Annotated in this window: 19 protein-coding genes; 15 read left to right on the top strand and 4 right to left on the bottom strand. The window is 68.8% G+C overall.

What is annotated here, in order from left to right:
- The first annotated feature begins 15 nt into the window (after positions 1-15).
- Positions 16-1,089, top strand: a complete 1,074-nt coding sequence (gene hemE / locus AC3DE2_RS02735) for a uroporphyrinogen decarboxylase (protein WP_488424981.1) — start codon at positions 16-18, stop codon at positions 1,087-1,089.
- Positions 1,090-1,112: 23 nt separating this feature from the next.
- Positions 1,113-1,790 (top strand): hypothetical protein, encoded by a 678-nt coding sequence (locus AC3DE2_RS02730; RefSeq protein ID WP_488424980.1) that lies wholly within the window; start codon positions 1,113-1,115, stop codon positions 1,788-1,790.
- 201 nt (positions 1,791-1,991) lie between these two features.
- Here AC3DE2_RS02730 and AC3DE2_RS02725 read toward each other — a convergent pair whose 3' ends face one another.
- Both AC3DE2_RS02725 and AC3DE2_RS02720 read right to left on the bottom strand, forming a co-directional pair.
- Entirely contained in the window at positions 1,992-2,927 is a 936-nt protein-coding gene (locus AC3DE2_RS02725) for a hypothetical protein (protein WP_488424979.1), read from the bottom strand.
- 114 nt (positions 2,928-3,041) lie between these two features.
- Positions 3,042-6,584, bottom strand: a complete 3,543-nt coding sequence (locus tag AC3DE2_RS02720) for a hybrid sensor histidine kinase/response regulator (protein ID WP_488424978.1) — start codon at positions 6,582-6,584, stop codon at positions 3,042-3,044.
- Between the two features lie 108 nt (positions 6,585-6,692).
- On the opposite strand from AC3DE2_RS02720, the gene AC3DE2_RS02715 reads away from it, so the two are divergent.
- From AC3DE2_RS02715 to AC3DE2_RS02700, 4 genes are read left to right on the top strand one after another with little or no spacing between them, the layout of a single operon-like run.
- Positions 6,693-7,391, top strand: a complete 699-nt coding sequence (locus AC3DE2_RS02715) for a YceI family protein (RefSeq protein ID WP_488424976.1) — start codon at positions 6,693-6,695, stop codon at positions 7,389-7,391.
- A complete protein-coding gene (locus AC3DE2_RS02710) occupies positions 7,369-7,968 on the top strand; it encodes a cytochrome b (RefSeq protein ID WP_488424974.1) in 600 nt (199 codons plus the stop codon). Before AC3DE2_RS02715 ends, AC3DE2_RS02710 begins: the two co-directional genes overlap by 23 nt.
- A complete protein-coding gene (locus AC3DE2_RS02705) occupies positions 7,965-8,522 on the top strand; it encodes a YceI family protein (RefSeq protein WP_295377500.1) in 558 nt (185 codons plus the stop codon). Before AC3DE2_RS02710 ends, AC3DE2_RS02705 begins: the two co-directional genes overlap by 4 nt.
- Positions 8,523-8,543: 21 nt before the next feature.
- A complete protein-coding gene (locus AC3DE2_RS02700) occupies positions 8,544-9,485 on the top strand; it encodes an alpha/beta hydrolase (protein ID WP_488424973.1) in 942 nt (313 codons plus the stop codon).
- 134 nt (positions 9,486-9,619) lie between these two features.
- Here AC3DE2_RS02700 and nosZ read toward each other — a convergent pair whose 3' ends face one another.
- Positions 9,620-11,548, bottom strand: coding sequence for a TAT-dependent nitrous-oxide reductase (gene nosZ, locus AC3DE2_RS02695; RefSeq protein WP_488424972.1), 1,929 nt, complete (start codon positions 11,546-11,548; stop codon positions 9,620-9,622).
- A 205-nt stretch (positions 11,549-11,753) separates the two neighbouring features.
- Between nosZ and AC3DE2_RS02690 the strand changes: the two genes are divergently transcribed.
- The 8 genes from AC3DE2_RS02690 to AC3DE2_RS02655 are packed head-to-tail and all read left to right on the top strand — an operon-like array spanning position 11,754 to position 19,793.
- Positions 11,754-12,227, top strand: coding sequence for a c-type cytochrome (locus tag AC3DE2_RS02690; RefSeq protein ID WP_488424971.1), 474 nt, complete (start codon positions 11,754-11,756; stop codon positions 12,225-12,227).
- A gap of 19 nt (positions 12,228-12,246) precedes the next feature.
- Positions 12,247-14,472, top strand: coding sequence for a 4Fe-4S binding protein (locus AC3DE2_RS02685; RefSeq protein WP_295377492.1), 2,226 nt, complete (start codon positions 12,247-12,249; stop codon positions 14,470-14,472).
- A complete protein-coding gene (nosD, locus tag AC3DE2_RS02680) occupies positions 14,469-15,740 on the top strand; it encodes a nitrous oxide reductase family maturation protein NosD (protein WP_488424970.1) in 1,272 nt (423 codons plus the stop codon). The genes AC3DE2_RS02685 and nosD overlap by 4 nt, the downstream gene beginning before the upstream one ends.
- Positions 15,724-16,650: an ABC transporter ATP-binding protein gene (locus AC3DE2_RS02675; protein WP_488424969.1), complete on the top strand. Its 927-nt coding sequence runs from the start codon at positions 15,724-15,726 to the stop codon at positions 16,648-16,650. Before nosD ends, AC3DE2_RS02675 begins: the two co-directional genes overlap by 17 nt.
- Entirely contained in the window at positions 16,647-17,471 is an 825-nt protein-coding gene (locus AC3DE2_RS02670) for an ABC transporter permease (RefSeq protein ID WP_488424968.1), read from the top strand. Before AC3DE2_RS02675 ends, AC3DE2_RS02670 begins: the two co-directional genes overlap by 4 nt.
- Positions 17,468-17,962, top strand: a complete 495-nt coding sequence (locus AC3DE2_RS02665) for a nitrous oxide reductase accessory protein NosL (RefSeq protein ID WP_295377484.1) — start codon at positions 17,468-17,470, stop codon at positions 17,960-17,962. Before AC3DE2_RS02670 ends, AC3DE2_RS02665 begins: the two co-directional genes overlap by 4 nt.
- 12 nt (positions 17,963-17,974) lie before the next feature.
- A complete protein-coding gene (locus tag AC3DE2_RS02660) occupies positions 17,975-18,610 on the top strand; it encodes a hypothetical protein (protein WP_488424967.1) in 636 nt (211 codons plus the stop codon).
- Between the two features lie 28 nt (positions 18,611-18,638).
- Complete coding sequence (locus AC3DE2_RS02655) at positions 18,639-19,793, top strand: FAD:protein FMN transferase (RefSeq protein ID WP_488424966.1); 1,155 nt, start codon at positions 18,639-18,641, stop codon at positions 19,791-19,793.
- Here the strand turns inward: AC3DE2_RS02655 and AC3DE2_RS02650 are convergent.
- Positions 19,790-20,014 carry a glutaredoxin family protein gene (locus AC3DE2_RS02650; protein ID WP_295377479.1) on the bottom strand — a complete coding sequence of 75 codons (225 nt, stop codon included), beginning with the start codon at positions 20,012-20,014 and terminating at the stop codon, positions 19,790-19,792. The two genes, AC3DE2_RS02655 and AC3DE2_RS02650, sit on opposite strands and share 4 nt — an antisense overlap.
- Positions 20,015-20,087: 73 nt before the next feature.
- On the opposite strand from AC3DE2_RS02650, the gene AC3DE2_RS02645 reads away from it, so the two are divergent.
- Complete coding sequence (locus AC3DE2_RS02645) at positions 20,088-21,470, top strand: L-serine ammonia-lyase (protein WP_295377476.1); 1,383 nt, start codon at positions 20,088-20,090, stop codon at positions 21,468-21,470.
- The last annotated feature ends 5 nt before the right edge of the window (positions 21,471-21,475 follow it).

Here is a 21,475-nt window from a genome sequence, read left to right as displayed (position 1 = left end):
CCCACAAGGAACATGATGTCCAGTCCATTGAAGAACGACCGCCTGCTGCGCGCCCTCAAGCGCGAACCCGTCGACTGCACGCCGGTGTGGCTGATGCGCCAGGCCGGACGCTATCTGCCGGAGTACCGCGCCACCCGCGCCGCCGCCGGTAGTTTCCTGGGCATGGCGAAGAACCCGGAGATCGCCTGCGAGGTGACCCTGCAGCCGCTGCGCCGTTTCAAGCTGGACGCGGCGATCCTGTTCTCCGACATCCTCACCGTGCCCGACGCGATGGGCCTGGGCCTGTATTTCGTCGAGGGCGAAGGCCCGAAGTTCGAACGCACCGTGCGCACCGCCGCCGACGCGGAAAAACTGGCGGTGCCGGACATGGAGACCGAGCTGCGCTACGTGATGGACGCGGTGCGCCTGATCCGGCGCGAGCTGGACGGCCAGGTGCCGCTGATCGGTTTCTCCGGCAGCCCGTGGACGCTGGCCTGCTACATGGTCGAAGGCGGCGGAAGCAAGGACTACGCGCGGATCAAGGCGATGGCGCTGAACGATCCGGCCACCCTGCACAAGCTCCTGTCCGTCAACACCGATGCGGTGATCGCCTACCTGTCCGCGCAGCGCGCGGCCGGCGCGCAGGCGTTGCAGGTGTTCGACACCTGGGGCGGCGTGCTGTCGCCGGCGATGTACCGCGAGTTCTCGCTGCCCTACCTGGCCCGCATCGCGCGCGAGCTCGAACGCGGTGAAGGCGCGGAGCGCACCCCGCTGATCCTGTTCGGCAAGGGCAACGCCGCGCACCTGGAAGCACTGGCCGACAGCGGCGCCGAAGGCGTCGGCGTGGACTGGCTGGTCGAACTGGCCGACGCGCGCCGTCGCACCGGCGGCAAGGTGGCGCTGCAGGGCAACCTGGATCCGGCCGTGCTGTACGGTTCGCCCGATGCCATCCGCACGCACGCCCGGGCGACCCTGGACAGCTACGCCGAAGGCGCTGGCGGCAGCCGTGACGGCCACATCTTCAACCTCGGCCACGGCATGTCGCCGGACATGAATCCCGATCACGTCGCGGTGCTGGTGGACGCCGTGCACGAATTCAGCGCCCGATAGGCGCGACGTTTCCGGAGCCCGCAATGGACGGCCGCCCCCACGCGCTTTCCTTCGCCGTCATCGCGCTGATCCTGTCCGTGCCGTCCATCGCGCGGGCCGGGGATGGCGTTCCCGTCGGGACCGGCGAACGCGCGCCGGTCACGATCGAAGTGCGGGGCGACGATTTTCCGATGCTGGTGCAGGACACCGGCCTGGCGCCGCCCCTGGACGACAACGGCCTGCCGCGCGCGCCGGGCTGCGAGGCGGTGCGCGCACGCCGGGTGGACGAGTTGCCATATCCGTGGCGCGAGGCCGTGGATCGCATCCATCTGGATTGCCAGCCCATGGACGCGCCGGAAGGCGAGGCCGCATTGATGGCGCTCACCGCGACGGCCTTCCTCAAACCCGGCCGGGTCTGGCTGGCCGGACACGCGGTCAGCGAAATACGACGGATGGACTCCGAACTGTGGGGCGATCACCAGTACGTGCTGGCCGAACCCTACGCCGCGGTCGCCACCGATCTGCGCGCGCAGCTGGAATCCGATTGCCGGAAGCGCCACCTGCGCGAGGAACGCGAAGTGCGCGAAGGCGCGCCCGAATGCAGGATGGAGGAAAGCGAGGACGCGCTGTACCTGCGCATGGACGAGATCAGCGGTATCTGGATCCACGCCGATCCCGATGACGCCGCGCGCACGATCTACGCCGAAGGCTGGGCGGATTAGGCGGGATTGGGGATTGGGGATTGGGGATTGGGGATTGGGGATTGGGGATTGGGGATTGGGGATTGGCAAAGGCTAAGCCTTTTGCCCCCCTTCGCAGAAGGGGGACCGAGGGGGATTTGCTTTTCGCGCCAGCAACAGTGGCCTTCACCCATTGGCTGGTAACCCAGGAAGGCTGACCGCCCTCCCGCATCCACCCCACCCTCACCCCACGCCCGTCCGCCGCCCGCGCAACCGCGGCGAGTTTCCGTCGGTGTCTTCTTTCGGAGCGCTGTATTCGAAGCGCAGTTCGCGCATGCCCTCCGGCACTGCCGGATTCATGTCTTCCGCCGGCACGCATCCCGGACCGATGCGGCCGGTGGCGGTTCCGGCCATCAGCTGCAATACCCTGGCCTGGGGAGACTTCGGATCCAGCGCCTCGATCCGGTCCGCGTAGGCCAGCACCGACACCACGCCGCCCACGTTGGCGCTCCCCACCAGATCCGGCTTGCCGGTCGCCAATGGCGTGGTCGCGGCCACGATGGGCGCCGGATTCCAGCAGCGGCCGGTGTTGGACACGCGCAGCGCGCGAACGAGTTCGACGGTGCTTTTTTCGAGCAGGGATCGCACCCGTTCCTGCCTGAGCTGGTCCTCGGCCACGGTCATGCGGGTCTTGACGTAGTACATGTCGCTGACCAGCATCACCATCGCCGAGTGGTAGGACTTGCCCTTGCGCTGGAGCTGCATCGACACCGAATAGGCTTCCAGGCTCCGCTTGTCCCGGCCCTTGCCGAGGGTGACGGAGACGGGCTTCAACGCGCCCATCGCGATCCGCTCGTAGCCGTCCGCACGCCCGGCCAGGCCGCTGATCTCGTCAACCGTCTGCTGGACGTCCTTGCGCAGGCGCTCCGGTGGCAGCATCCCGGCCGGATAGAAATACGCATCCATCCAGCGATCCTCGCTGGCGGGATCCTGGTAACGGACCGAAGCGCCGAGCTCGGCAAGCTCGAAACGATGCTCTCCCAATGCCTCCCAGGCATCGACTTTCAACGGGTACAGGATCCGCGTTTCGGTGAGGAATGCGCCGAGGAACGGCGCGGGTTCTTCCCTTGGCGCCGGTTCCGGTTCGCCTGCCAGCGCCATCGGAACGGCGAACAGCAACAGCCATGCGCGCAGGCAGCCTCGATATCCGTCGCCGGGCGTTGCGATCCTTCGCCTTCCATTCCCGCTGCGCATCGCTCGTCCCCCGTCACCGCCCGCCGTGCAGGCGGGTCGTCAGATGTTGCCCGCCACGCCGTCGCAGGCGCGCTGGATGGTGTCGGCCAGCATGTCGCCGGTCACCGGCTTGCGCAGGAAATCGTCGAAACCGGCCGCGCGCGCCTGCGGCTCGGCCTCGGCGTCGGCGCGCGCGGTGATGGCGATCAGCGGTGCGCGGAAACCGCCCAGCCGCAGTTGCCGCGCCAGCGCCAGGCCGTCCAGTCCGGGCAGGTCCAGATCCAGCAGGGCGACGTCGAACGCCTGGCTGGCGGTTTCACCCAGCGCGGCCAGCCCATGCGCCGCATGCACGACCCGGTGGCCGCGCGCACGCAGCAATCCGGCAATCACTTCCGCCACCGTGGCATCGTCTTCCACCAGCAGGATGCGGCGCTCCTGGGCCGAGGCCGGATGCACGCGCGGTGCACTGGTGGCCGGCGCCGCGTGCTGCAGCGGCAGGTCGACGATGAAGCGCGTGCCCAGGCCGGGCCGGCTTTCCACCTGGATGCTGCCGCCCATCGCGACCGCCAGTTCCTGGCAGATCGCCAGGCCCAGTCCGCTGCCGCCGTAACGCGAGGCGGTGCGCGCGCCATCGGCCTGCTCGAAGCGCTGGAACAGGCGCGCCTGCTGTTCGGCATTGATGCCCGGACCGGTATCGGTCACTTCCAGGCGCACGCCGTTAGGCTGCAGCCGGAGCACGCGCAGGCCGACCCCGCCACGCTCGGTGAACTTGATCGCGTTGCCGAGCAGGTTGAGCAGGATCTGGCGCAGGCGCAGCGGATCGGCCACCACCTGCGCGGGCACGTCGTCGGCGCATTCGTCGGAGAACGACAGGCCGCGCTTCTCGGCCATCGGCGCGGTCATGTCGACGACCTCGCGGATCAGGCCGCGCAGATCGACGTCCTGCATGTCCATGTCGAGCTTGCCGGCCTCGATGCGCGCCAGATCCAGCGCATCGTTGACCAGCCGCAGCAGGTGCGAACCCGCGCCCTGGATGGCGGTGGTGTAGTGGCGCTGGGTCTCGGTCAATGGCGTGGCCAGCAGCAGTTCGCTCATGCCCAGCACGCCGGTCATCGGCGTGCGCACCTCGTGGCCCAGGGTGGCCAGGAAGCGGGTCTTGGCCAGCGACGCCTGTTCGGCGACCTCGCGCTTGTGTTCGGCCAGCTGCCAGGCCGTGCGCCGGCGGACCCGGCGCCGGTAGGCCGCCGCCAGCAGCGCCAGCAGCAGCGCGCCGGCCGCGGACAGCAGGCTGATGCCCCACACGCTGCGGTACCACGGCGGCAGGACCTCGAAGGAAAGCTGGCGTTCCTCCGACGGATTGCCGGCCGCGTCGAACGCCTGCATGCGCAGCCGATAGTGGCCGGGGCGCAGGTTGGAAAACGCCCGCTCGCCGCTGGCGCCCTGATCGACCCAGCCCTGGTCGAACCCTTGCAGCCAGGAACGATAGCGGTGCGCGAGCGGGTCCTCGTAGCTGAGCAGGCGCAGGCTGAGCTGCAGGTCGTGATCGTCCGGCAGCAGTTCGAAACCGCCCTTCATCGGCAACTGCACGATGTGATCGCGCTGGTTCACCTGCAGGCCGTCCAGCAGCAGGTGCGGGACCAGCGGCGGCGGATCCGGCAGCGCCGTGTCCAGCAGCATGACCGAACCATCGGCGGTGCTGCCGGCCAGCAGTCCTCCGTCGGCCAGCAGCAGGCCGCGATCGTTGAACTCCTGGCTCATCAGGCCATCGCGCACGCCGAAATTGCGCACCCGCACCGGCGCCTGGTCATCGGGCGCCTCGACACGGAACAGGCCGCGCCGGGTCGCCAGCCAGACGCGCTTTTCCGGATCGATGATCATGCCGGTCGATTCCAGCGCCGGCAGGCCCTGGCGGGGCGCGATCTGGCGCACCTGGGTCCAGCGGCCATCGCGTTGACGCCAATGCTCCATCCCGGACAGCCGGTGCAGCCAGAGTTCGTCCGGTGAGGCGAACGCGAAGGAAAGCACCCGCTCCACGCCCGCGCCGATCACGGTGACGAACCGGTGCTGTTCGGGATCCCAGCGTTCGATGCCGCGATTGCTGGCGGTCCACAGGCGGCCGTCCGGCCCGGCCAGCATGGTGTCGATCTCGCTCGGCTCGCTGTCCTGTTCGGAACGCGCCAGATTGTCGAGCACCTGCCCGGTCTCGCTGTCGCGGTGCTGCAGCGATCCCATCTGGGTCGCGATCCAGAGGGTGCCGTCGCCGACCTGCACCAGCCAGTCCACCGAGGTGCCGTCGGGTACCTGGTCCGCGCCTTCGGCGTTCGACCACTCGCGCTTCTCGCCGCTGCGCGGATCGATGCGGATCAGGCCGTTGCGATGCCCAAGCCACAGCCGGCCCTGGCGATCCTCCAGCACGGAGGTGAAGCGCAGTTCCTTCAGGCGCTGCGCATGCAGGCCCAGCGGCTCGACCTCGCCGCGAGCGGTATCCAGCCGCTCCACTCCGCCGATGCTGCTGACCAGCCACAGACCGGTTCCGCTCGTCGATGTCGCCAAGCCGCGATACAGGCCGCCACCCAGGCCCTGCGCGGGGGTGAACGAGGCAATCCGCCGCCAATCCGAACGCAGGTAGGCCACGCCACGCGTGGGCACCGGCACCCACAGGCCGCCATCCGGCTGCATGAGCAGGGTCTGCAACACCCGCCCCACGCCCACGCCCTGGCTGTCCTGCGCGATGGGGGCGGGTGCGCGATCGCCATCGGTATGCCACAGGCCGCCCTGGCTGGCCAGCCAGTACTCGCCGTGGCCATCGGCGGCCATCGCCATCACCGCGTTCGGCCGTTCGAACATCGGCGACCACGCCGGTGTGCTCCAGCCGCCGTTGCGCCGCCAGCGGTACACGCCCGCCGAGGTGCCCGCCCAGATCGAATCGCCATCGACGGTCACCGAATAGATGATCAGCGCCTCGCCCCCGGGCAGGGGCTCGCGCTGCATCCGCTTGCCGTCGAAGCGGACCAGGCCGCTCATCGTGCCGACCCACAGCTCCCCACGGGGATCGAACGCCAGCGAAAGCACGTTGTCCGAGGGCAGGCTGGCCGGATCGCCCTCGATCGCGCTGAACCGCCGGACCTGGCCGTCGGTGCCAATCCGGTGCAGGCCGCCGCCGAAGGTGCCGAACCACACCTCGCCGGCATGGCTGGTGATGGCGAAGGCATCGTCGCTGCCCATCTGCGGATGATCGGCCCTGCGGAAGTGGCGGAATCCGCGTCGCTCGGGTCCCATCATGCTCAGGCCGCCATTCTCGGTGGCGACCCAGACCCTGTCCTGGTCATCCACGTGCAGCGCCTGGACCACGTTGCCCGGCAACGAGCCCGGATCATCGGGATCGTGGCGCCAGATCCTGAAATTGACGCCGTCGTAGCGGGCCACGCCGTCCCAGGTCGCCAGCCACAGATAGCCGGCCCGATCCCGGGCCATCGCCGGGATGGTGGTGGACGGCAGGCCATCGGCCACCGTCATCATCCGGAACCGCGGAATCTCCGGCACGCCCGCCTGCACCGTCGCGCAGGCCAGCCACGCCGCCAACATCCAGATCCGCCATCCCATGCCGTCGTATCCCTTGTTCCCGGTCGGTCCCCTGCGCGAATCGTCGCAACGGACCGTTGCAGGTGCAAGCGGAGTATCTTCAGCCGGGCCCGCCTAGAATCCCCGCCCATGACTTCATCGTCCCGACGCCATCGCCACGTCCGCACCGGCGCGCTGCTTGCGTTGCTCGTGATCGCCGGCCCCGCGCTGGCGCGGGGGCCGGTGGCCTATGCGCTGGATCCGGTCCATACCCGGGTGATGTTCGCGGTCGAGCACGCCGGTTTTTCGCAGGCCATCGGCACGATCTCCGGCAGCACCGGCACGCTGGTGTTCGATCCCGAGGACTGGACGACCGCGCGCCTGGACGTCACCGTGCCGCTGGCCCGCGCGGATCTGGGCGACGCGAAATGGAACCAGGCGGTGCTGGCGGGCAACCTGCTGGACACCGAACGGTTTCCCGAAGCGCATTTCATTTCCCGCCGGGTCGAGCCCATCGCCCCGGACCACGCCTCGGTCTGCGGCACCCTGACCCTGCACGGCGTCAGCCGCGATCTGTGCATGGACGTCAAGCTCAACGCCCTCAAGCGCCATCCGTTGCCGCCGTTCCGGCGCACGGCCGGTTTCTCCGCCACCACCTCGCTGCAACGCTCGGATTTCGGCATCACCGCCTGGAAGTCGGTGATCGGCGATTCCGTCGAACTCCGCATCGAAGCCGAAGCCACACGGACGGGCAAGGCCGACGATAGCGAAGAAGCGGCCGCCGACGCGGCCGACGCCCCAGCCACCCCTCGGGAGCCCACCCTCAATGACCCTGAAGAACACCCCTGAACGCTGGGGCGCCGTCAGCCAGACCCTGCACTGGCTCATCGCCATCCTGCTGCTGGTCATCGCCTACATCGGCCTGACCATGGGCGATCTGCCGAACGGCCCGCGCAAGATCAACATCTACGCGCTGCACAAGTCGATCGGCCTGACCATCCTGGCGCTGGTCGCGCTGCGGCTGATCTGGCGGGTGTACGCCGGTGCGCCGCTGGCGATTCCCGGCACGCCCGGCTGGCAGCAACGCATCGCCTCGCTGACCCACGTCGCGCTTTACCTGCTGATGTTCGCCATGCCGCTGTCGGGCTGGGTGCTGAACTCCTCCGCCGGCTATCCGTTGCAGTGGTTCAAGCTGTTCAACCTGCCCGCCATCACCGCCCGCAATCCCGAGCTGCACGAACTGGCCGAGACCCTGCACGAATCGATGTTCTGGGTGCTGGTGGCCGTGGTCGTACTGCATGCCGGCGCCGCCTTCTACCACCACCTGTTCCAGAACGACGACACCCTGCGGCGGATGCTGCCGGGGCGCCGCCGCCCGGCCATCGCCTCTCCCTCCGCGCCCACCCCCGAGGACTCCGCACCATGATCCGTCTCCCCCGCCTCATCGCCGCCGGCCTGCTGCTGGCCGCCGCATCGCCCGCCTTCGCCGCCGATTACGTGCAGGCGCCGGGCTCCACCCTGGTGTTCGCCAGCAACTACCAGGGCGAAACGTTCACCGGCAAGTTCGGTGGCTTCACCACCACGCTGAGTTTCGATCCTGCCAACCTGGCCACCTCCAAGCTGGACGTGACCATCCAGCTGGCCGGCACCAAGACCGGCAACGACGATCGCGACGGCACCCTGCAGACCGGTGACTTCTTCAACGTCGCCAAGTTCGCCCAGGCCCGCTACACCGCGACCCGGTTCCGTTCGCTCGGCGGCAACCAGTACGCCGCCGACGGCAGCCTGAGCCTGCGCGGCGTCAGCAAGCCGGTCACCCTGACCTTCACCTGGACGCCCGGCGCGCAGCCGGTGCTGGCCGGCAAGGCCACCGTCAAGCGCCTGGATTTCGGCGTGGGCGGCGGCGAATGGGCCGACACCAAGACCATCCCCAACGATGTCGCCATCAGCACCAAGGTGGTGTTGAAGCCGGCGAAGTAAGCCGTCGCCGTGCGGCGCGTCATGCTGCGCGCCGCACTGGCCGGCGCATTGCTGGTCGTCGTGACCGCGTTGGCCGCCTGGTTCGTCGGAGGCGCGCTGCTGGCGCCCTGTCCGGCGAGCATCACGGACGTCCCCACCGATCTGGCGGTGGAAACCGTCACCCTCCCCGTTCCGGACGCGCCTCCCCTGCGGGGATGGTGGGTCGCGGGCGCCGCCGGGAAACCGGCGGTGCTCCTGTTGCACGGCATCCGCGCGGATCGGCGGGCCATGCTTGGGCGCGCGAGGATGCTGCATCGCCACGGCTATGCCGTATTGATGGTCGATCTGCAGGCGCACGGCGAGAGCCGCGGCGATGCCATCACGCTGGGCGCACGCGAGTCCCGCGGCGTCATTGCCGCCGGGCAGTGGATGAAGCGGCGCGTTCCCGGCGCCCGCATCGCCGTCATCGGTGTTTCGCTGGGCGGGGCTTCGGTGGTGCTGTCACCGCAGTCCGGCGGATTCGACGCGGTGGTGCTGGAAGCGGTCTATTCGAACGCGCGCCAGGCGGTCCGCAACCGCATCGCGATGCGGCTGGGCGATGGCATGGCGGGATTGCTTGCGCCGCTCCTGACCCTGCAAACGCAATGGCGGATCGGCGTGTCCGCCGATGACCTGTCGCCCCTGGATCGGATCCGGGATCTGGATGCGCCCGTGCTGGTGGTGGCTGGCGGCCGGGATCGGCACACCTTGCCCGCCGAGTCGCGCGCCCTGTTCGAACGCGCCCGTGGACCGAAGGAGTTCTGGCTGCTGCCGGATGCCGCGCACGTGGATTTCCTCGCGCACGCCCCCGAAGCATACGAACGGCATGTGGTCGGCTTCCTCGACCGCCAATTATCCGTTTCGCCGCTGCGCCCGACCGCGCATCCGGATTCACCCGCTCCGCCGTCCGGTTCCGCCTCCCGCCGCGATCCCCGGCCCCCCTGATCCGCATCGCCGTGGCGCAGGGAAAGGGTTTCCGGCAGGAAACAACAAAAGCCCGCGCCATGGCGCGGGCTTTTCCTTTCTGGCGGGAAAAACCCGCCGGCGCGATACCGCCAACGCCGGCGGGCGGCGCCCGGTCAGCCTTCGACCACCATGCGCGTGCGCATTTCCAGGTGCAGCGCGTGGCAGAAGTGGGTGCAATAGCACCAGTACACGCCCGGCTTGTCGGCCACGAAGGTCACCGACTTGGTTTCCTGCGGATTGACGATGAAGTTGATGTTGTACTTCGGGATGCCGAATCCGTGGGTCAGGTCCTCCACCTTGTCCAGGTTGGTCAGGGTGATGGTGACGATGTCGCCCTTCTTCACCGAGAACTCGCGCAGCGAGTAGGCCGGTGCCTGCGACGTCAGGCGGACATGGACCTTGTTGCCATTGCGCTCGATGCCGGCGGTCTGCGCGCTGACCGCATTGGGGAACTCGTCGAGGCTGTAGATCTGCCGGGTCTTGATGGCGTCGGCGGCCACGATGATCGCGTCATGCGGTTCCGGATAGGCGGTGTGGTCATGCACCAGCACCATCTTGTCGCCGGAGATGTCGATCAGCTGTTCGGTCTCCACGTGCAGCGGGCCGACCGGCAGGAAGCGGTCCTTGGAGAACTTGTTGCCGGAGTTGAAGAACTTGCCGTCCGCGTTCTTGGTCTCGCCCATCGAGGTGAAGCCGTGGCCGGGCTGATAGTGCACGTCGATGCTGTCGAGGACGACCTTGGCGTTCTTGTCGCCCTTGAACTGCTTGATGGCGGCATCGACGTTCCATTTGACGATCTTGCTGTCCAGGAACAGCGTGGTATAGGCGTTGCCGCGACCGTCGAAACCGGTGTGCAGCGGACCCAGGCCCAGGTTGGGCTCGGCCACCACCGCGTCGCGCGCGTTCTTGATTTCGCCGGCGAACCACTTCTCCACCAGCGACAGGTCGATCACCGAGCAGGTCGGCGACAGCTTGCCGGAGCAGACGAAATACTTGCCGTCGGGACTGGCGTTGACGCCATGCGGGTTCTTCGGCACCGGCACGTAGCAGGTCAGCGCGGTGGCGGCATCGGCGTTGGCGGCCTTGCGGCCATCGACCACCGGCACCTTGGAATCGCCGATGGTGACGAATTTTCCGGCCTTGATCGCCGCCTCGATGCGGGCGACATCGAAGAACACGCAGGCGTCGTGCTCGGCGGACATCATGTCCTCGTAGTGGATCCCGCCCTCCACGTTGTACTGGTTGGAGGCGGCGTACTTACCGTCATAGCTTGTCGCCACCAGGTCCATGTTGCCGTCGACGCGGCATTGCCAGCGTACTTCCATGGTCTCCGCGTCCAGGCAGGAGAACAGGCAGCCATACGCTTCCGGCTTGTCCATGTCACGGCCGTCGTTGGGCAGCGGGATATGGAACTCGGCGCCGGCGAACACGCGGGTGGTGTGGTTGATGGCGCTGTCCACCGGATCGCGCTTGTCGGTGAAGATGCCGTGGTGGCCCTGCACGTTCGGCAGCTCGGTGATGCGATCGACCTCGAAGGTATCGCCGCGAATGCGCGCAACCCGGCCATGCAGCTTGTCGTTGACCCAGAAGCGCTTGCCGTCGTAGGTGCCGTCGGTATACGAGCCATGCACGTGATGGGTGTCGCCGGTCCAGTATTTCAGCTGGCCGTCCGGACGGGTGCCCATGATCGCCTTGGATTCGTTGGTGATGCCCCAGCCCACCATCGGATCGATGTTGAACACCGGAATGCGCTTGATGGTGCGGCCCGACGGGCAGCCCAGGATGCGCACTTCGCCGGAGTGCCCGCCGGAGGACAGGATGTAATAGTCATCGAGCTTGCCGGGCGGCACTTCGAAATGGCCCGCCGCACCGGCCGCCTTCGTCGCGGCGCCACTGGCCGCAGCCGCGCCCTTGCCATCCGATGCCGCGCCGCAGCCGGTCAGGCTGAGCGTCAGGCCGGTGCCCGCCAGCGCGGCGGCTCCCCCGAGAATCTTTCGGCGTGACGGATCCCGGATCTCCATCCCGCTCTCGTTGTTCTTCATCGCTGCTTTCCTCTGATTGACGTTCGTCTTTGGATGTAACGCTGGATTGCGGCGCAACGATACGCGCGGGGATACCGCGCGCTCCTTGACTCAAATCAAGGCGGCCGGAAGTACGCCCCACTACCTTTTGCAGCGACCGCGTCGAGTGCGCGCAGGCGGACCGGTCCCGCGGAACGACCCCTCTCCATTTCCTCCGAGCTTCCTCATGAACAATCGAAATCCTGGCCTGCTTGCACTTGCGGCCATCACCCTCGCGCTCGCCGCCTGCTCCGGGCAGACGCCGGAATCGACGGATGCCGCCCCATCCGCGCCCGCCGCGTCGGAACCGGCGGCGCCCGCGCCCGAAGCCGCGCCCACGGCACCTGAGCCCGCCGAGGCCGCGCCGCTGGCCGCCGCCGATGGCGCGCCCGCGGCCGATGCGGCCGGGCATCCGGGCGAGGAGACCTACAAGAAGACCTGCGCGATGTGCCACAGCACCACCGCGCTGGGCGCGCCGATGGTCGGCGACAAGGCCGACTGGAGCGCGCGCGCCGCGCAGGGTGCCGACACCCTGCACAAGCACGCACTGGAAGGCTTCAATGGCCAGAAGGGCGTGATGCCCGCGCGCGGCGGCAATCCCAGCCTCGACGACGACGCGGTCAAGGCCGCCGTGGACTACATGGTGAGCAAGTCCAAGTAACGCCAGCACGGGTACCGCCATGCCTTCGATCATCCAGCCCTCCCCGCACGGGGAGTCCGTTCCGCGCGCATCGCATCCGGGCATCGCGCGGCCAACGCGACGGGCAAGCGCGACGCGATGGCCGTGCCTGGCCCTCCTGCTGCTCTGCCTGTTCGCGGGCTGGGCCCAGGCCGGCTCCTACGAAGCGCAGTTGCCGGAAGCGCTGTTCAGCGATCCGGACATGTGCCGCCACGTGGCCTGCGACAGCGTGCTGCCACAGGCCAGCCGTTTCGGCCTGCGCGAGGGCAACCCCGCGTTCGTGCGCGGCCTGCGCGAGGAAGGCGGCAAACTGCGCACGGTCGGCTATGTGTTCCTGTCCAGCGACGTGACGCCGGACATCGTCGGCTATTCCGGCAAGCCGATGATCACCTTGGCCGGCATGGATGCGGGCGGCCGGATCACCGGCGTGCGCATCCTCAAGCACAGCGAACCGATCCTGCTGGCCGGCATCCCCGAGAAGGAACTGAACCGCTACGTCGAGCAGTATGTCGGCCAGCCGGCCGGCTCGCGCTTCGAGCTGGGCAAGGCCGAGGACGGCGAAGTCTCGATGGACGTCATCAGCGGCGCGACCGTGACGGTGATGGCGGAGAACCAACTGGTCAGCCGCGGCAGCTACGCCGTCGCCCGGCAGGTGGGATTGATCAAGGCGGTGGCGCGGCCACAGGCGCGGCTGATCGAGGATGCCGTGCCTTCGCGCGACTGGAACGCGCTGGTCAAGGAAGGCAGCGTGCAGCGCCTGACCGTGAGCCAGGCCGACGTGGGCGCGCCGGCCAGCGAGCAGGCCTTCATCGATCTGTGGTTCGGCTACCTCAATGCGCCCGCCATTGGCCGCAGCGTGCTCGGCGACGCGGGTTACCGCCAACTGATGGATGAACTGAAGCCAGGCGAGCACGCGATCTTCGTGCTCGGCAACGGCACCAGTTCCTTCAAGGGTTCGGCATTCGTCCGCGGCGGCATCTACGATCGCATCCAGGTCTCGCAGGACATCGACGTCCACCATTTCCGCGACACCGACTACCGCAACCTGTACCGCGTCCACGCGAACGGCGCGCCGTCGCACGCCGAATCCGGCATCTTCATCCTGCGCAGCGGCGAGTTCTCCGCGGCCTATCCATGGAAGCTGTCGTTCCTGGCCCACCGCAACACCGACGAAGGCAACCGCGACTACGCCAACTTCGATGCGCAGTACTGGCTGCCCGCCGCGTACCTGCACGGTGGACGGCCCACGGTCGCCAGCCCGACCCCGGCCTGGGTCCGCATCTGGAAAGCCAAGGCGTGGCAGATCGCCGCCATGTGCGCGCTGCTGGTGTTCGTATTCGGGTTCTATGCCACGCATCGCCGCTGGGCCGCCCGTTCCACCCGCGTGGACAAGCGCTGGATCCTGTGGCCGCACATCGCGGTATGGCTGGTGGCGGTGGGCTTCCTCGGCTTCAGCCAGCTGGCCCAGCCCTCCATCGTCCAGGGCCTGACCCTGCTGCACGCGCTGCGCGACGGCTGGCGCTGGGACCTGTTCCTCAGCGACCCGCTGATCTTCATCTTCTGGATCTTCATCGCCATCACCATCGTGCTGTGGGGGCGTGGCGTGTTCTGCGGCTGGCTGTGTCCGTACGGCTCGCTGAGCGAACTGCTGTACAAGTTCGCCGGAAAAATCGGCCTGGCCCGCTGGCAGTTCCAGTTGCCCGGCAAATGGCACCACCGCCTGCGCTGGCTGAAGTACGTGATCCTGGTGGTGCTGGTCGCGGCCTCCTTCCATTCGATGGCGCTGGCCGAGCTGCTGGCCGAGGTGGAGCCGTTCAAGAGCACGTTCTTCGTGTCGATCTGGACGCGCGCCTGGCCGTTCATCGCGTTCTGGGTGCTGCTGCTGGCGGCCTCCATGTTCATGGAGCGGCCGTTCTGCAAGTACCTGTGCCCGCTCGGCGCCGGCCTCGCGCTGCCCTCGCGCTGGCGCCTGTTCGGACTGCGCCGCAAGGCCGAATGCACGACCTGCAAGGCCTGCGCGGTCGGCTGCGGTTCGCAGGCCATCGATCCGCAGGGCCGGATCGACCCCAGCGAGTGCATGCAATGCCTGGACTGCATGGTGCTCTACCACGACGACCACTCGTGCCCGCCATTGGCCAAGGAGCGCAAGCGTCGCGAGCGCGCCGGCCTGCCGCTGACCCCGGTGGGACGCGATGGCCATTTCATTCCGCTGGAACTGGTGGAATGAACCGGCTGGGCGCCCTGCTCCTGTTGCTGGCCTGCATCTCGCCCGCCGGCGCGGCGGTGTGGCGGGTCGCCCCCGGCGAACGCATCGGCGATGTGATCGCGCGTGCCGCTCCCGGCGACACGGTGGAAATCCCGCGCGGCCATTACGCCGAACGCCTGCGCATCGAGAAGCCGCTGATCCTGCGCGGTATCGACCGGCCGACGGTCAGCGGCGGCGGTGAAGGCGACGTGATCCGGGTGACCGCGCCGGACGTGCGCATCGAAGGCATCATCGTGCGCGACAGCGGCGACGACCTGGGTGGACAGAACGCCGGCATCTACCTGCAGCCCGGCGCGCACCGCGCGGTGGTCCGCCAGTGCGACTTCGCCCATGTGCTGTTCGGGCTGTGGATCGAGAAGGCCGATGACGTCCGCATCGAGGACAACCTGATCACGGGCATGCGCGAGAAACTGTCGTCCCAGCGCGGCAACGCCATCCAGCTCTACAACACCCGCGGCGCGCGCATCGCCCGCAACCACATCAGCTTCGCCCGCGACGGCATCTACGTGGACGTGTCGCACCACGCCGAATTCATCGACAACGTCATCCACCACGTGCGGTATGGCAGCCACTACATGAACTCCTACCACAACCTGTGGCAGGGCAATGAAAGCCATCACAACCAGGGCGGCCTGGCGTTGATGGAGGTCCGCAACCTGACCGTGCGCGGCAATCGCACCTGGGCCAACACCGACCACGGCATCATGCTGCGGACCCTGCAGGATTCGACCATCGAGGACAACATCTCGGCGGGCAACGGACGCGGCTTGTTCATCTACGACGCCGAGTACAACATCCTTCGCGGCAACCTGGTGATCGGCAACCGGGTGGGCATCCACCTGTGGGCGGGCTCGTTCAACAACCAGGTCGACGGCAACGACTTCGTCAACAACCAGGAACAGATCCGCTACGTCGCCTCGCGCGATGTCGAATGGGGCAAGCAGCGTGGCAACTACTGGAGCAACTACCTGGGCTGGGACGGCGATGGCGACGGCTTCGGCGACACGCCCATGGAGGCCAGCGACGCGGTCGACTGGCTGGTGACCCGCTATCCGTTCACCAAGCTGCTCGACAGCAGCCCCGCGATCAGCACCCTGCGGCTGATTTCCCGGCAATTCCCGGTATTGCGGGTCGCCACGGTGACCGACATGCGCCCGGCGATGGCGCCGGGACACAAGGACTGGAGGGCGTGGCTCGAAGCCACGCGGAACGATGCAGCACGCGATTGAAGTGGAACGGGTCGACAAGCGGTTCGGTCCCGTGCAGGCCGTCGACGGAGTGAGCCTGTCGATCCCGGCGGGGACGACGTTCGGACTGGTCGGCCACAACGGCGCCGGCAAGAGCACGCTGTTCAAGATGATGCTGGGCATCGAACCGGTCAGCGCCGGGCAGATCCGCATCCACGGCATGCCGGTGCGCGGCGCCGCGTTCCGCTGGCTGCGCCAGCGCATCGGCTACCTGCCGGAGAACGTGGCGCTGTACGACAACCTGAGCGGCCTGGACACGCTGCGTTTCTTCGCCCGGCTCAAGGCCGCCGACGCGAAACAATGCACCCGCCTGCTGGAACAGGTGGGGTTGTCGGCGGCGATGAAACGGCCGGTGCGCGAGTACTCCAAGGGCATGCGCCAGCGGCTGGGTTTCGCCCAGGCCCTGCTGGGCCAGCCGGAACTGCTGTTCCTCGACGAGCCGACCAACGGCCTGGATCCCCAAGCCATCCACGATTTCTACGACACCCTGGCCACGCTCAAGCGCGCGGGCGCGACCATTGTGCTCAGCTCGCACCTGCTGGCGGAAATCCAGCCGCACCTGGACAGCCTGGCCATCCTCGCCAACGGCCGCGTCGTCGCGCAGGGCAGCGTGGACAGCCTGACCGCGACGTCGGACCTGCCCGGCCGCGCCCGCCTGCACGCCCGCGACGCGAGCGCCGCGCAGCGCATCGGGCAACGGCTGGGCGACGCCGGCTTCCCGGTGATCGCCACCACGGGCAACGTACTGACGGTCAGCGTTTCGCGCACGCATCGCACCGGCCTGCTGCCGCTGCTGGCCGAATCCGGCCCGGGCCTGGTCGACGTGGAGATCCATCCGCCGACCCTGGAAGACCTGTACCTGCGCCAGCGCCACGCCGGAGGGCACGCATGAACGGCGGACTGCAATGGCGCGCCCTGCGCGTGGTGGCGGGCAAGGAACTGCGCGACCGCCTGCGCAATCGCTGGATTCTCGCGGTCGCGGTGGTGCTGGCGGCGTTCGCGCTGCTGATCGCCTACTTCGGCGGCGCGCAGTCCGGCACGGTCGGCTTCCGCAGCATCGGCGTGACCGTGGCCAGCCTCACCAGCCTGGCGATCTACCTGGTGCCGCTGATCGCGCTGCTGCTCGGGTTCGACGCCATCGTCGGCGAACGCGAACGTGGCACCCTGGACCTGGTGCTGTCGATGCCGCTCACCCGCGCCGAACTGCTGCTCGGCAAGTACCTGGGCCTGGGCGCGGCGCTGGTGCTGGCCACCCTGATCGGCTTCGGCGCGGCGCTGGTGCCGCTGGCCGCGCAACTCGATGCCGCCGGCATCCGGCTGTACGCGCTGTTCGTCGCCAGCGTGATCGCGCTGGGCCTGTCGTTCCTGAGCCTGGCGATGCTGGTCTCGGTACTGGTGCGCGATCGCGCGCGCGCCACCGGTGCGGCCATCCTGCTGTGGTTCGGCTTCGTGCTGGTGTTCGACCTGGCCCTGCTCGGCGCGTTGGTCGCCACCGCCGGCCGGCATTCCTCGGCATGGGCGCCCTACGCCCTGCTGCTCAACCCCGCGGACGTGTTCCGCGTGTTCAACGCCATGTCCACCGAAACCCTGCGCAATGCGTTCGGGCTCGGCACGCTGCTGCCCGATGCCTGGGGCGATCCGCGCGTGCTCGGCTCGGTGATGGTGGCCTGGATCCTCGCCCCGCTCGGGGTGGCCCTCTGGAGATTCCGATGAAAGCGTTACGTGTTTCGCTGCTGGCCCTGCTGGTCGCCGGCTGCGCCCCCCCCATGGCGGGCGTCGAACCCGCCGACCCGGACGCCGGCCAGCAGTGCGAGCTCGATGGCATGGTGCTGCGCGACTATCCCGGTCCGAAGGGCCAGATCCGCTACGCCGACGGCAAGGTGGAGTACTACTGCGACACCCTCGAACTGCTGTCGATCACCCTGCAGCCGGAACAGGTGCGCAAGGTGGCTGGCGTCTACACCCAGGACATGGGCAAGACCGACTGGGACGTGCCCAAGGGCCACTGGATCGACGCCACCCGCGCTTTCTATGTGCAGGGTTCCTCCCGCACCGGCAGCATGGGTCCCACCTTCGCCAGTTTCGCCAGCCGCGACGACGCAGACAGCTTCGCCGCCGCGCACGGCGGCAAGGTACTGGCCTTCGCCGACATCAGCGCGGACATGGTCCAGCTGGATGGTGCGGCCAGCCACGACATGCACTGACGGAGCACCGACATGGATCCCTTCTTCACCGGCATCGAACCCGCCGTCGCCACCCGCATGGCCGGCCTGTCCCGGCAGATGTTCGAATTGCGAGAACGGCACAAGGAACTGCTGGAACAACTGGATTGCGTTGACGAGGAGGCGGTGCTCGCCGCGATCCGCGATGGCCGCCTGCCCGAGCACCCCGGCTACGAAGCCTGGCTGGCGCTGGGACTGATGCGCGAACGCCGGCAGGCCGCGCGCGAACTGCTGGACTGGCACTGCCGGCATATCCGAGACGACGCGGAATGGCCGGCGATCGCCGACAGCATCCCCGCCAGCCTGCCCACGGTGTTCCTGGTCCATCCGCCGGAACGGCACCTGGACGGCCTAGGCCTGCGCGGCGCGGACGGCCTGGAGCTGCTGGCGCGGGTGCTGACGCCGGGCGACTGGTCATTCGAATGGCGACGCGGCGAGCGGCTGTGGCGACTGGATACCGCGCCGGTGGCGCATCCCGGTCTTGCCGCCGCCGGCAGTCCGCACCTGCATCTGCCCGATGGCGCGATCGTCGCGCCCGACGTGGCGCTCGACGCCCTCGATCGCGATGCGCTGATCGGCCTGGTCCTGCAGGCCATCGCCGATGGACGCCTGCCCTCCTCCGGCGAATGAGCGCGCCGCGGTTCAACGGCCGGCGCGCGTGAACAGCGCGCCGCGCCCGCGCGCCTGGCAGGGCGTGCTCGCCTGCGCCGTGGTCGCGGGGCTGGTCACCGCGGCGGTGCTGTGGTGGCGGCCCGTGGTCGAGGCGCGAGGGGAATACCTCGCCTTCGGCACCCGGGTTTCCGTGCAACTGCGCGCGCCGGACCGCGAGGCGGCCTCGCGCGCACTGGCCGCGATCGGCCCGCTGCTGATCCACGACCACCGCGCCTGGCATCCCTGGGAATCCAGCGATGTCACCCGCCTCAACACCGCGCTGGCGGAAGGCCGCGCGCATCGGGTCGAACCCGACATCGCCGGCCTGATCCACGCCGCCACGGTCGGCGACACCCGCAGCGACGGGCTGTTCAATCCCGCCGCCGGGCGACTCATCGCCGCATGGGGATTCCACACCAGCCAGTATCCGGTGCGCACCGCCGCGCCGACGGCGCAACAGGTGGCCGCGCTGCGCGCCGCGACGCCGCGCATGCGGGACGTGCGGGTGGATGCGCACGGCGTGGCGAGCTCCCGCCGTCGCGAAGTGCAGTTGGACTTCAACGGCCTGGCCGAAGGCTACGCCGCCGCCCAGATGCGGCAGCTGCTGCGTGCGGAAGGCATCGACGACGCGCTGCTCTACGTCGGCGGCTTCGTCCTGGCGATGGGCCGCGACGGCCATCGGCCCTGGACGGCGGGCGTGCGCGGTCCGGACGGCGTACTCGGGGTGATCGACCTGCGCGATGGCGAGGCGCTGTCCTCGTCAGGCGACTACCAGCGTCGGCGCGCCGGCACGCGCCAGGGCGGCGGCCACATCGTCGACACGCGCAGCGGCCGGCCCGAACGGGCCAGCGCCGCGGCCAGCGTGATCGCCACCGACCCGGTGCTGGCGGACATGGCCGCGACCGCGCTGATGGTGGCCGGTCCGTCCGGATTCGATACGCTGGTCCGGCGCATGCACCTGAACTGCGCGCTGCAGGTCACCCGCGAGGGCGATGTGCTGATCACGCCGGCCCTGCGCGATCGGCTGCGCCCGCGCGACGACACCGTCGGCGGAGGCCTGCGCCTGCGCCTGCGTCCGGGCGCGGGCCCGGGAGGGTGCGGCGAAACCGGTGGGCTGCCGCCGATTCCGGTCGTGCCGCCGCCGTCCGGCGGACGCGGCTAGCCGGCCAGGAAGCGCGCCAGCCTGGACGCGTCGAACGGCCAATCCAGTTCGGCGCCATCCCCGCGACGCAACACCGGCACCCGCACGCCATAACGCGCCTCCAGATCGTCGTCGCCGTCGATGAAGGCACTTTCGAACTCCGGCGCCCGCGCCTCGGCCAGCACGGCCAGGGCCAGGTCGCACAGATGGCAGTCGTCGCGCTGGTAGAGGGTCAGTGGCAAGGGAACAACCTCCGGGTCCGATCTGTTGCGTCGCGGAAGCGGCTTTCACCGGCGACGGCATAGAATACGCGCCATGGCAGTCAGCACCTTCGACCTTTTCAAGATCGGCATCGGACCGAGTTCCTCCCACACCGTCGGCCCCATGCGGGCGGCGGCGCGATTCGTCGCCCGCTGGCTGGAAGATCCCGGCCGCCTGCAGGACGTGGCGCGAATCCGCGCCGAGGTGTTCGGCTCGCTGGCGCTGACCGGGCGCGGCCACGGCACCGACAAGGCCGTGCTGATGGGCCTGGAAGGCCACTATCCGAACGAGATCGACCCGGACATCATTCCGCCGGCGCTGGAACGCATCCGCGGCAGCAAGACCCTGCAACTGGGCGGCCGCCACGCGATCGCCTTCGACGAGAAGCGCGACCTGCTGATGAACAAGCGGCAGAAGCTGCCGTACCACACCAACGGCATGCGCTTCACCGCCTACGACGCCAACGACGAGGTCATCGCCACCCGCGACTATTACTCCGTCGGCGGCGGCTTCGTGGTCAACCAGGACGACGCGGCGGTGGATCGCATCGTCGCCGACGAGACCCCGCTGCCGTATCCGTTCAAGAGCGGCGATGAACTGCTGGCGCAATGCCAGCGCAGCGGGCTGAGCATTGCCCAGCTGATGTTCGAGAATGAGAAGTGCTGGCGCGGCGAAGACGAGATCCGCGAGGGATTGCGCGCGATCTGGAGCGCCATGCAGGCCTGCGTGACCCGCGGCATCCGCGAGGAAGGCACCCTGCCCGGCGGCCTGCACGTCTCGCGGCGCGCGCCCACCCTGCATCGCGAGCTGGCCAGCAAGCCGGAAGCCAACCTGCGCGATCCGCTGACCACGCTGGACTGGGTCAACCTCTACGCGCTGGCGGTGAACGAGGAAAACGCCGCCGGCGGGCGCGTGGTCACCGCGCCCACCAACGGCGCGGCCGGCATCATCCCGGCGGTCATGCACTACTTCGACCGCTTCTGCCCCGGCAGCAGCGAACAGCGGATCTTCGACTTCCTGCTCACCGCCGCCGCCATCGGCATCCTGTACAAGGAAAACGCCAGCATTTCCGGCGCCGAGGTGGGCTGCCAGGGGGAGGTCGGCGTGGCCTGCTCGATGGCCGCCGGCGGCCTGGTCGCCGCGCTGGGCGGTTCGCCCAGCCAGATCGAGAACGCCGCCGAAATCGGCATGGAACACAACCTCGGCCTGACCTGCGATCCGATCGGCGGCCTGGTCCAGATTCCGTGCATCGAGCGCAACGCGATGGGCGCGGTGAAGGCGATCAACGCCAGCCGCATGGCCATGCGCGGCGACGGCAAGCACAAGGTGTCGCTGGACAAGGTCATCAAGACCATGCGCGACACCGGCCGCGACATGCAGGACAAGTACAAGGAAACCAGCCGCGGCGGCCTCGCGGTCAACGTCATCGAGTGCTGACGAAC

This window comes from Pseudoxanthomonas sp. 68-E7, assembly GCF_057773145.1.
Note: the sequence above shows the minus strand (reverse complement) of the source record. Positions and strands in the feature narration are given on the sequence as shown.

What these genes read in the sequence shown, in the direction of transcription:
- hemE (WP_488424981.1), top strand. Translation starts at nt 16, where the DNA reads ATGTCCAGTCCATTGAAGAACGACCGCCTGCTGCGCGCCCTCAAGCGC.
- AC3DE2_RS02730 (WP_488424980.1), top strand. Translation starts at nt 1,113, where the DNA reads ATGGACGGCCGCCCCCACGCGCTTTCCTTCGCCGTCATCGCGCTGATC.
- AC3DE2_RS02720 (WP_488424978.1), bottom strand. Translation starts at nt 6,584, where the DNA reads ATGGGATGGCGGATCTGGATGTTGGCGGCGTGGCTGGCCTGCGCGACG.
- AC3DE2_RS02715 (WP_488424976.1), top strand. Translation starts at nt 6,693, where the DNA reads ATGACTTCATCGTCCCGACGCCATCGCCACGTCCGCACCGGCGCGCTG.
- AC3DE2_RS02710 (WP_488424974.1), top strand. Translation starts at nt 7,369, where the DNA reads ATGACCCTGAAGAACACCCCTGAACGCTGGGGCGCCGTCAGCCAGACC.
- AC3DE2_RS02705 (WP_295377500.1), top strand. Translation starts at nt 7,965, where the DNA reads ATGATCCGTCTCCCCCGCCTCATCGCCGCCGGCCTGCTGCTGGCCGCC.
- AC3DE2_RS02700 (WP_488424973.1), top strand. Translation starts at nt 8,544, where the DNA reads ATGCTGCGCGCCGCACTGGCCGGCGCATTGCTGGTCGTCGTGACCGCG.
- nosZ (WP_488424972.1), bottom strand. Translation starts at nt 11,548, where the DNA reads ATGAAGAACAACGAGAGCGGGATGGAGATCCGGGATCCGTCACGCCGA.
- AC3DE2_RS02690 (WP_488424971.1), top strand. Translation starts at nt 11,754, where the DNA reads ATGAACAATCGAAATCCTGGCCTGCTTGCACTTGCGGCCATCACCCTC.
- AC3DE2_RS02685 (WP_295377492.1), top strand. Translation starts at nt 12,247, where the DNA reads ATGCCTTCGATCATCCAGCCCTCCCCGCACGGGGAGTCCGTTCCGCGC.
- nosD (WP_488424970.1), top strand. Translation starts at nt 14,469, where the DNA reads ATGAACCGGCTGGGCGCCCTGCTCCTGTTGCTGGCCTGCATCTCGCCC.
- AC3DE2_RS02675 (WP_488424969.1), top strand. Translation starts at nt 15,724, where the DNA reads ATGCAGCACGCGATTGAAGTGGAACGGGTCGACAAGCGGTTCGGTCCC.
- AC3DE2_RS02670 (WP_488424968.1), top strand. Translation starts at nt 16,647, where the DNA reads ATGAACGGCGGACTGCAATGGCGCGCCCTGCGCGTGGTGGCGGGCAAG.
- AC3DE2_RS02665 (WP_295377484.1), top strand. Translation starts at nt 17,468, where the DNA reads ATGAAAGCGTTACGTGTTTCGCTGCTGGCCCTGCTGGTCGCCGGCTGC.
- AC3DE2_RS02660 (WP_488424967.1), top strand. Translation starts at nt 17,975, where the DNA reads ATGGATCCCTTCTTCACCGGCATCGAACCCGCCGTCGCCACCCGCATG.
- AC3DE2_RS02645 (WP_295377476.1), top strand. Translation starts at nt 20,088, where the DNA reads ATGGCAGTCAGCACCTTCGACCTTTTCAAGATCGGCATCGGACCGAGT.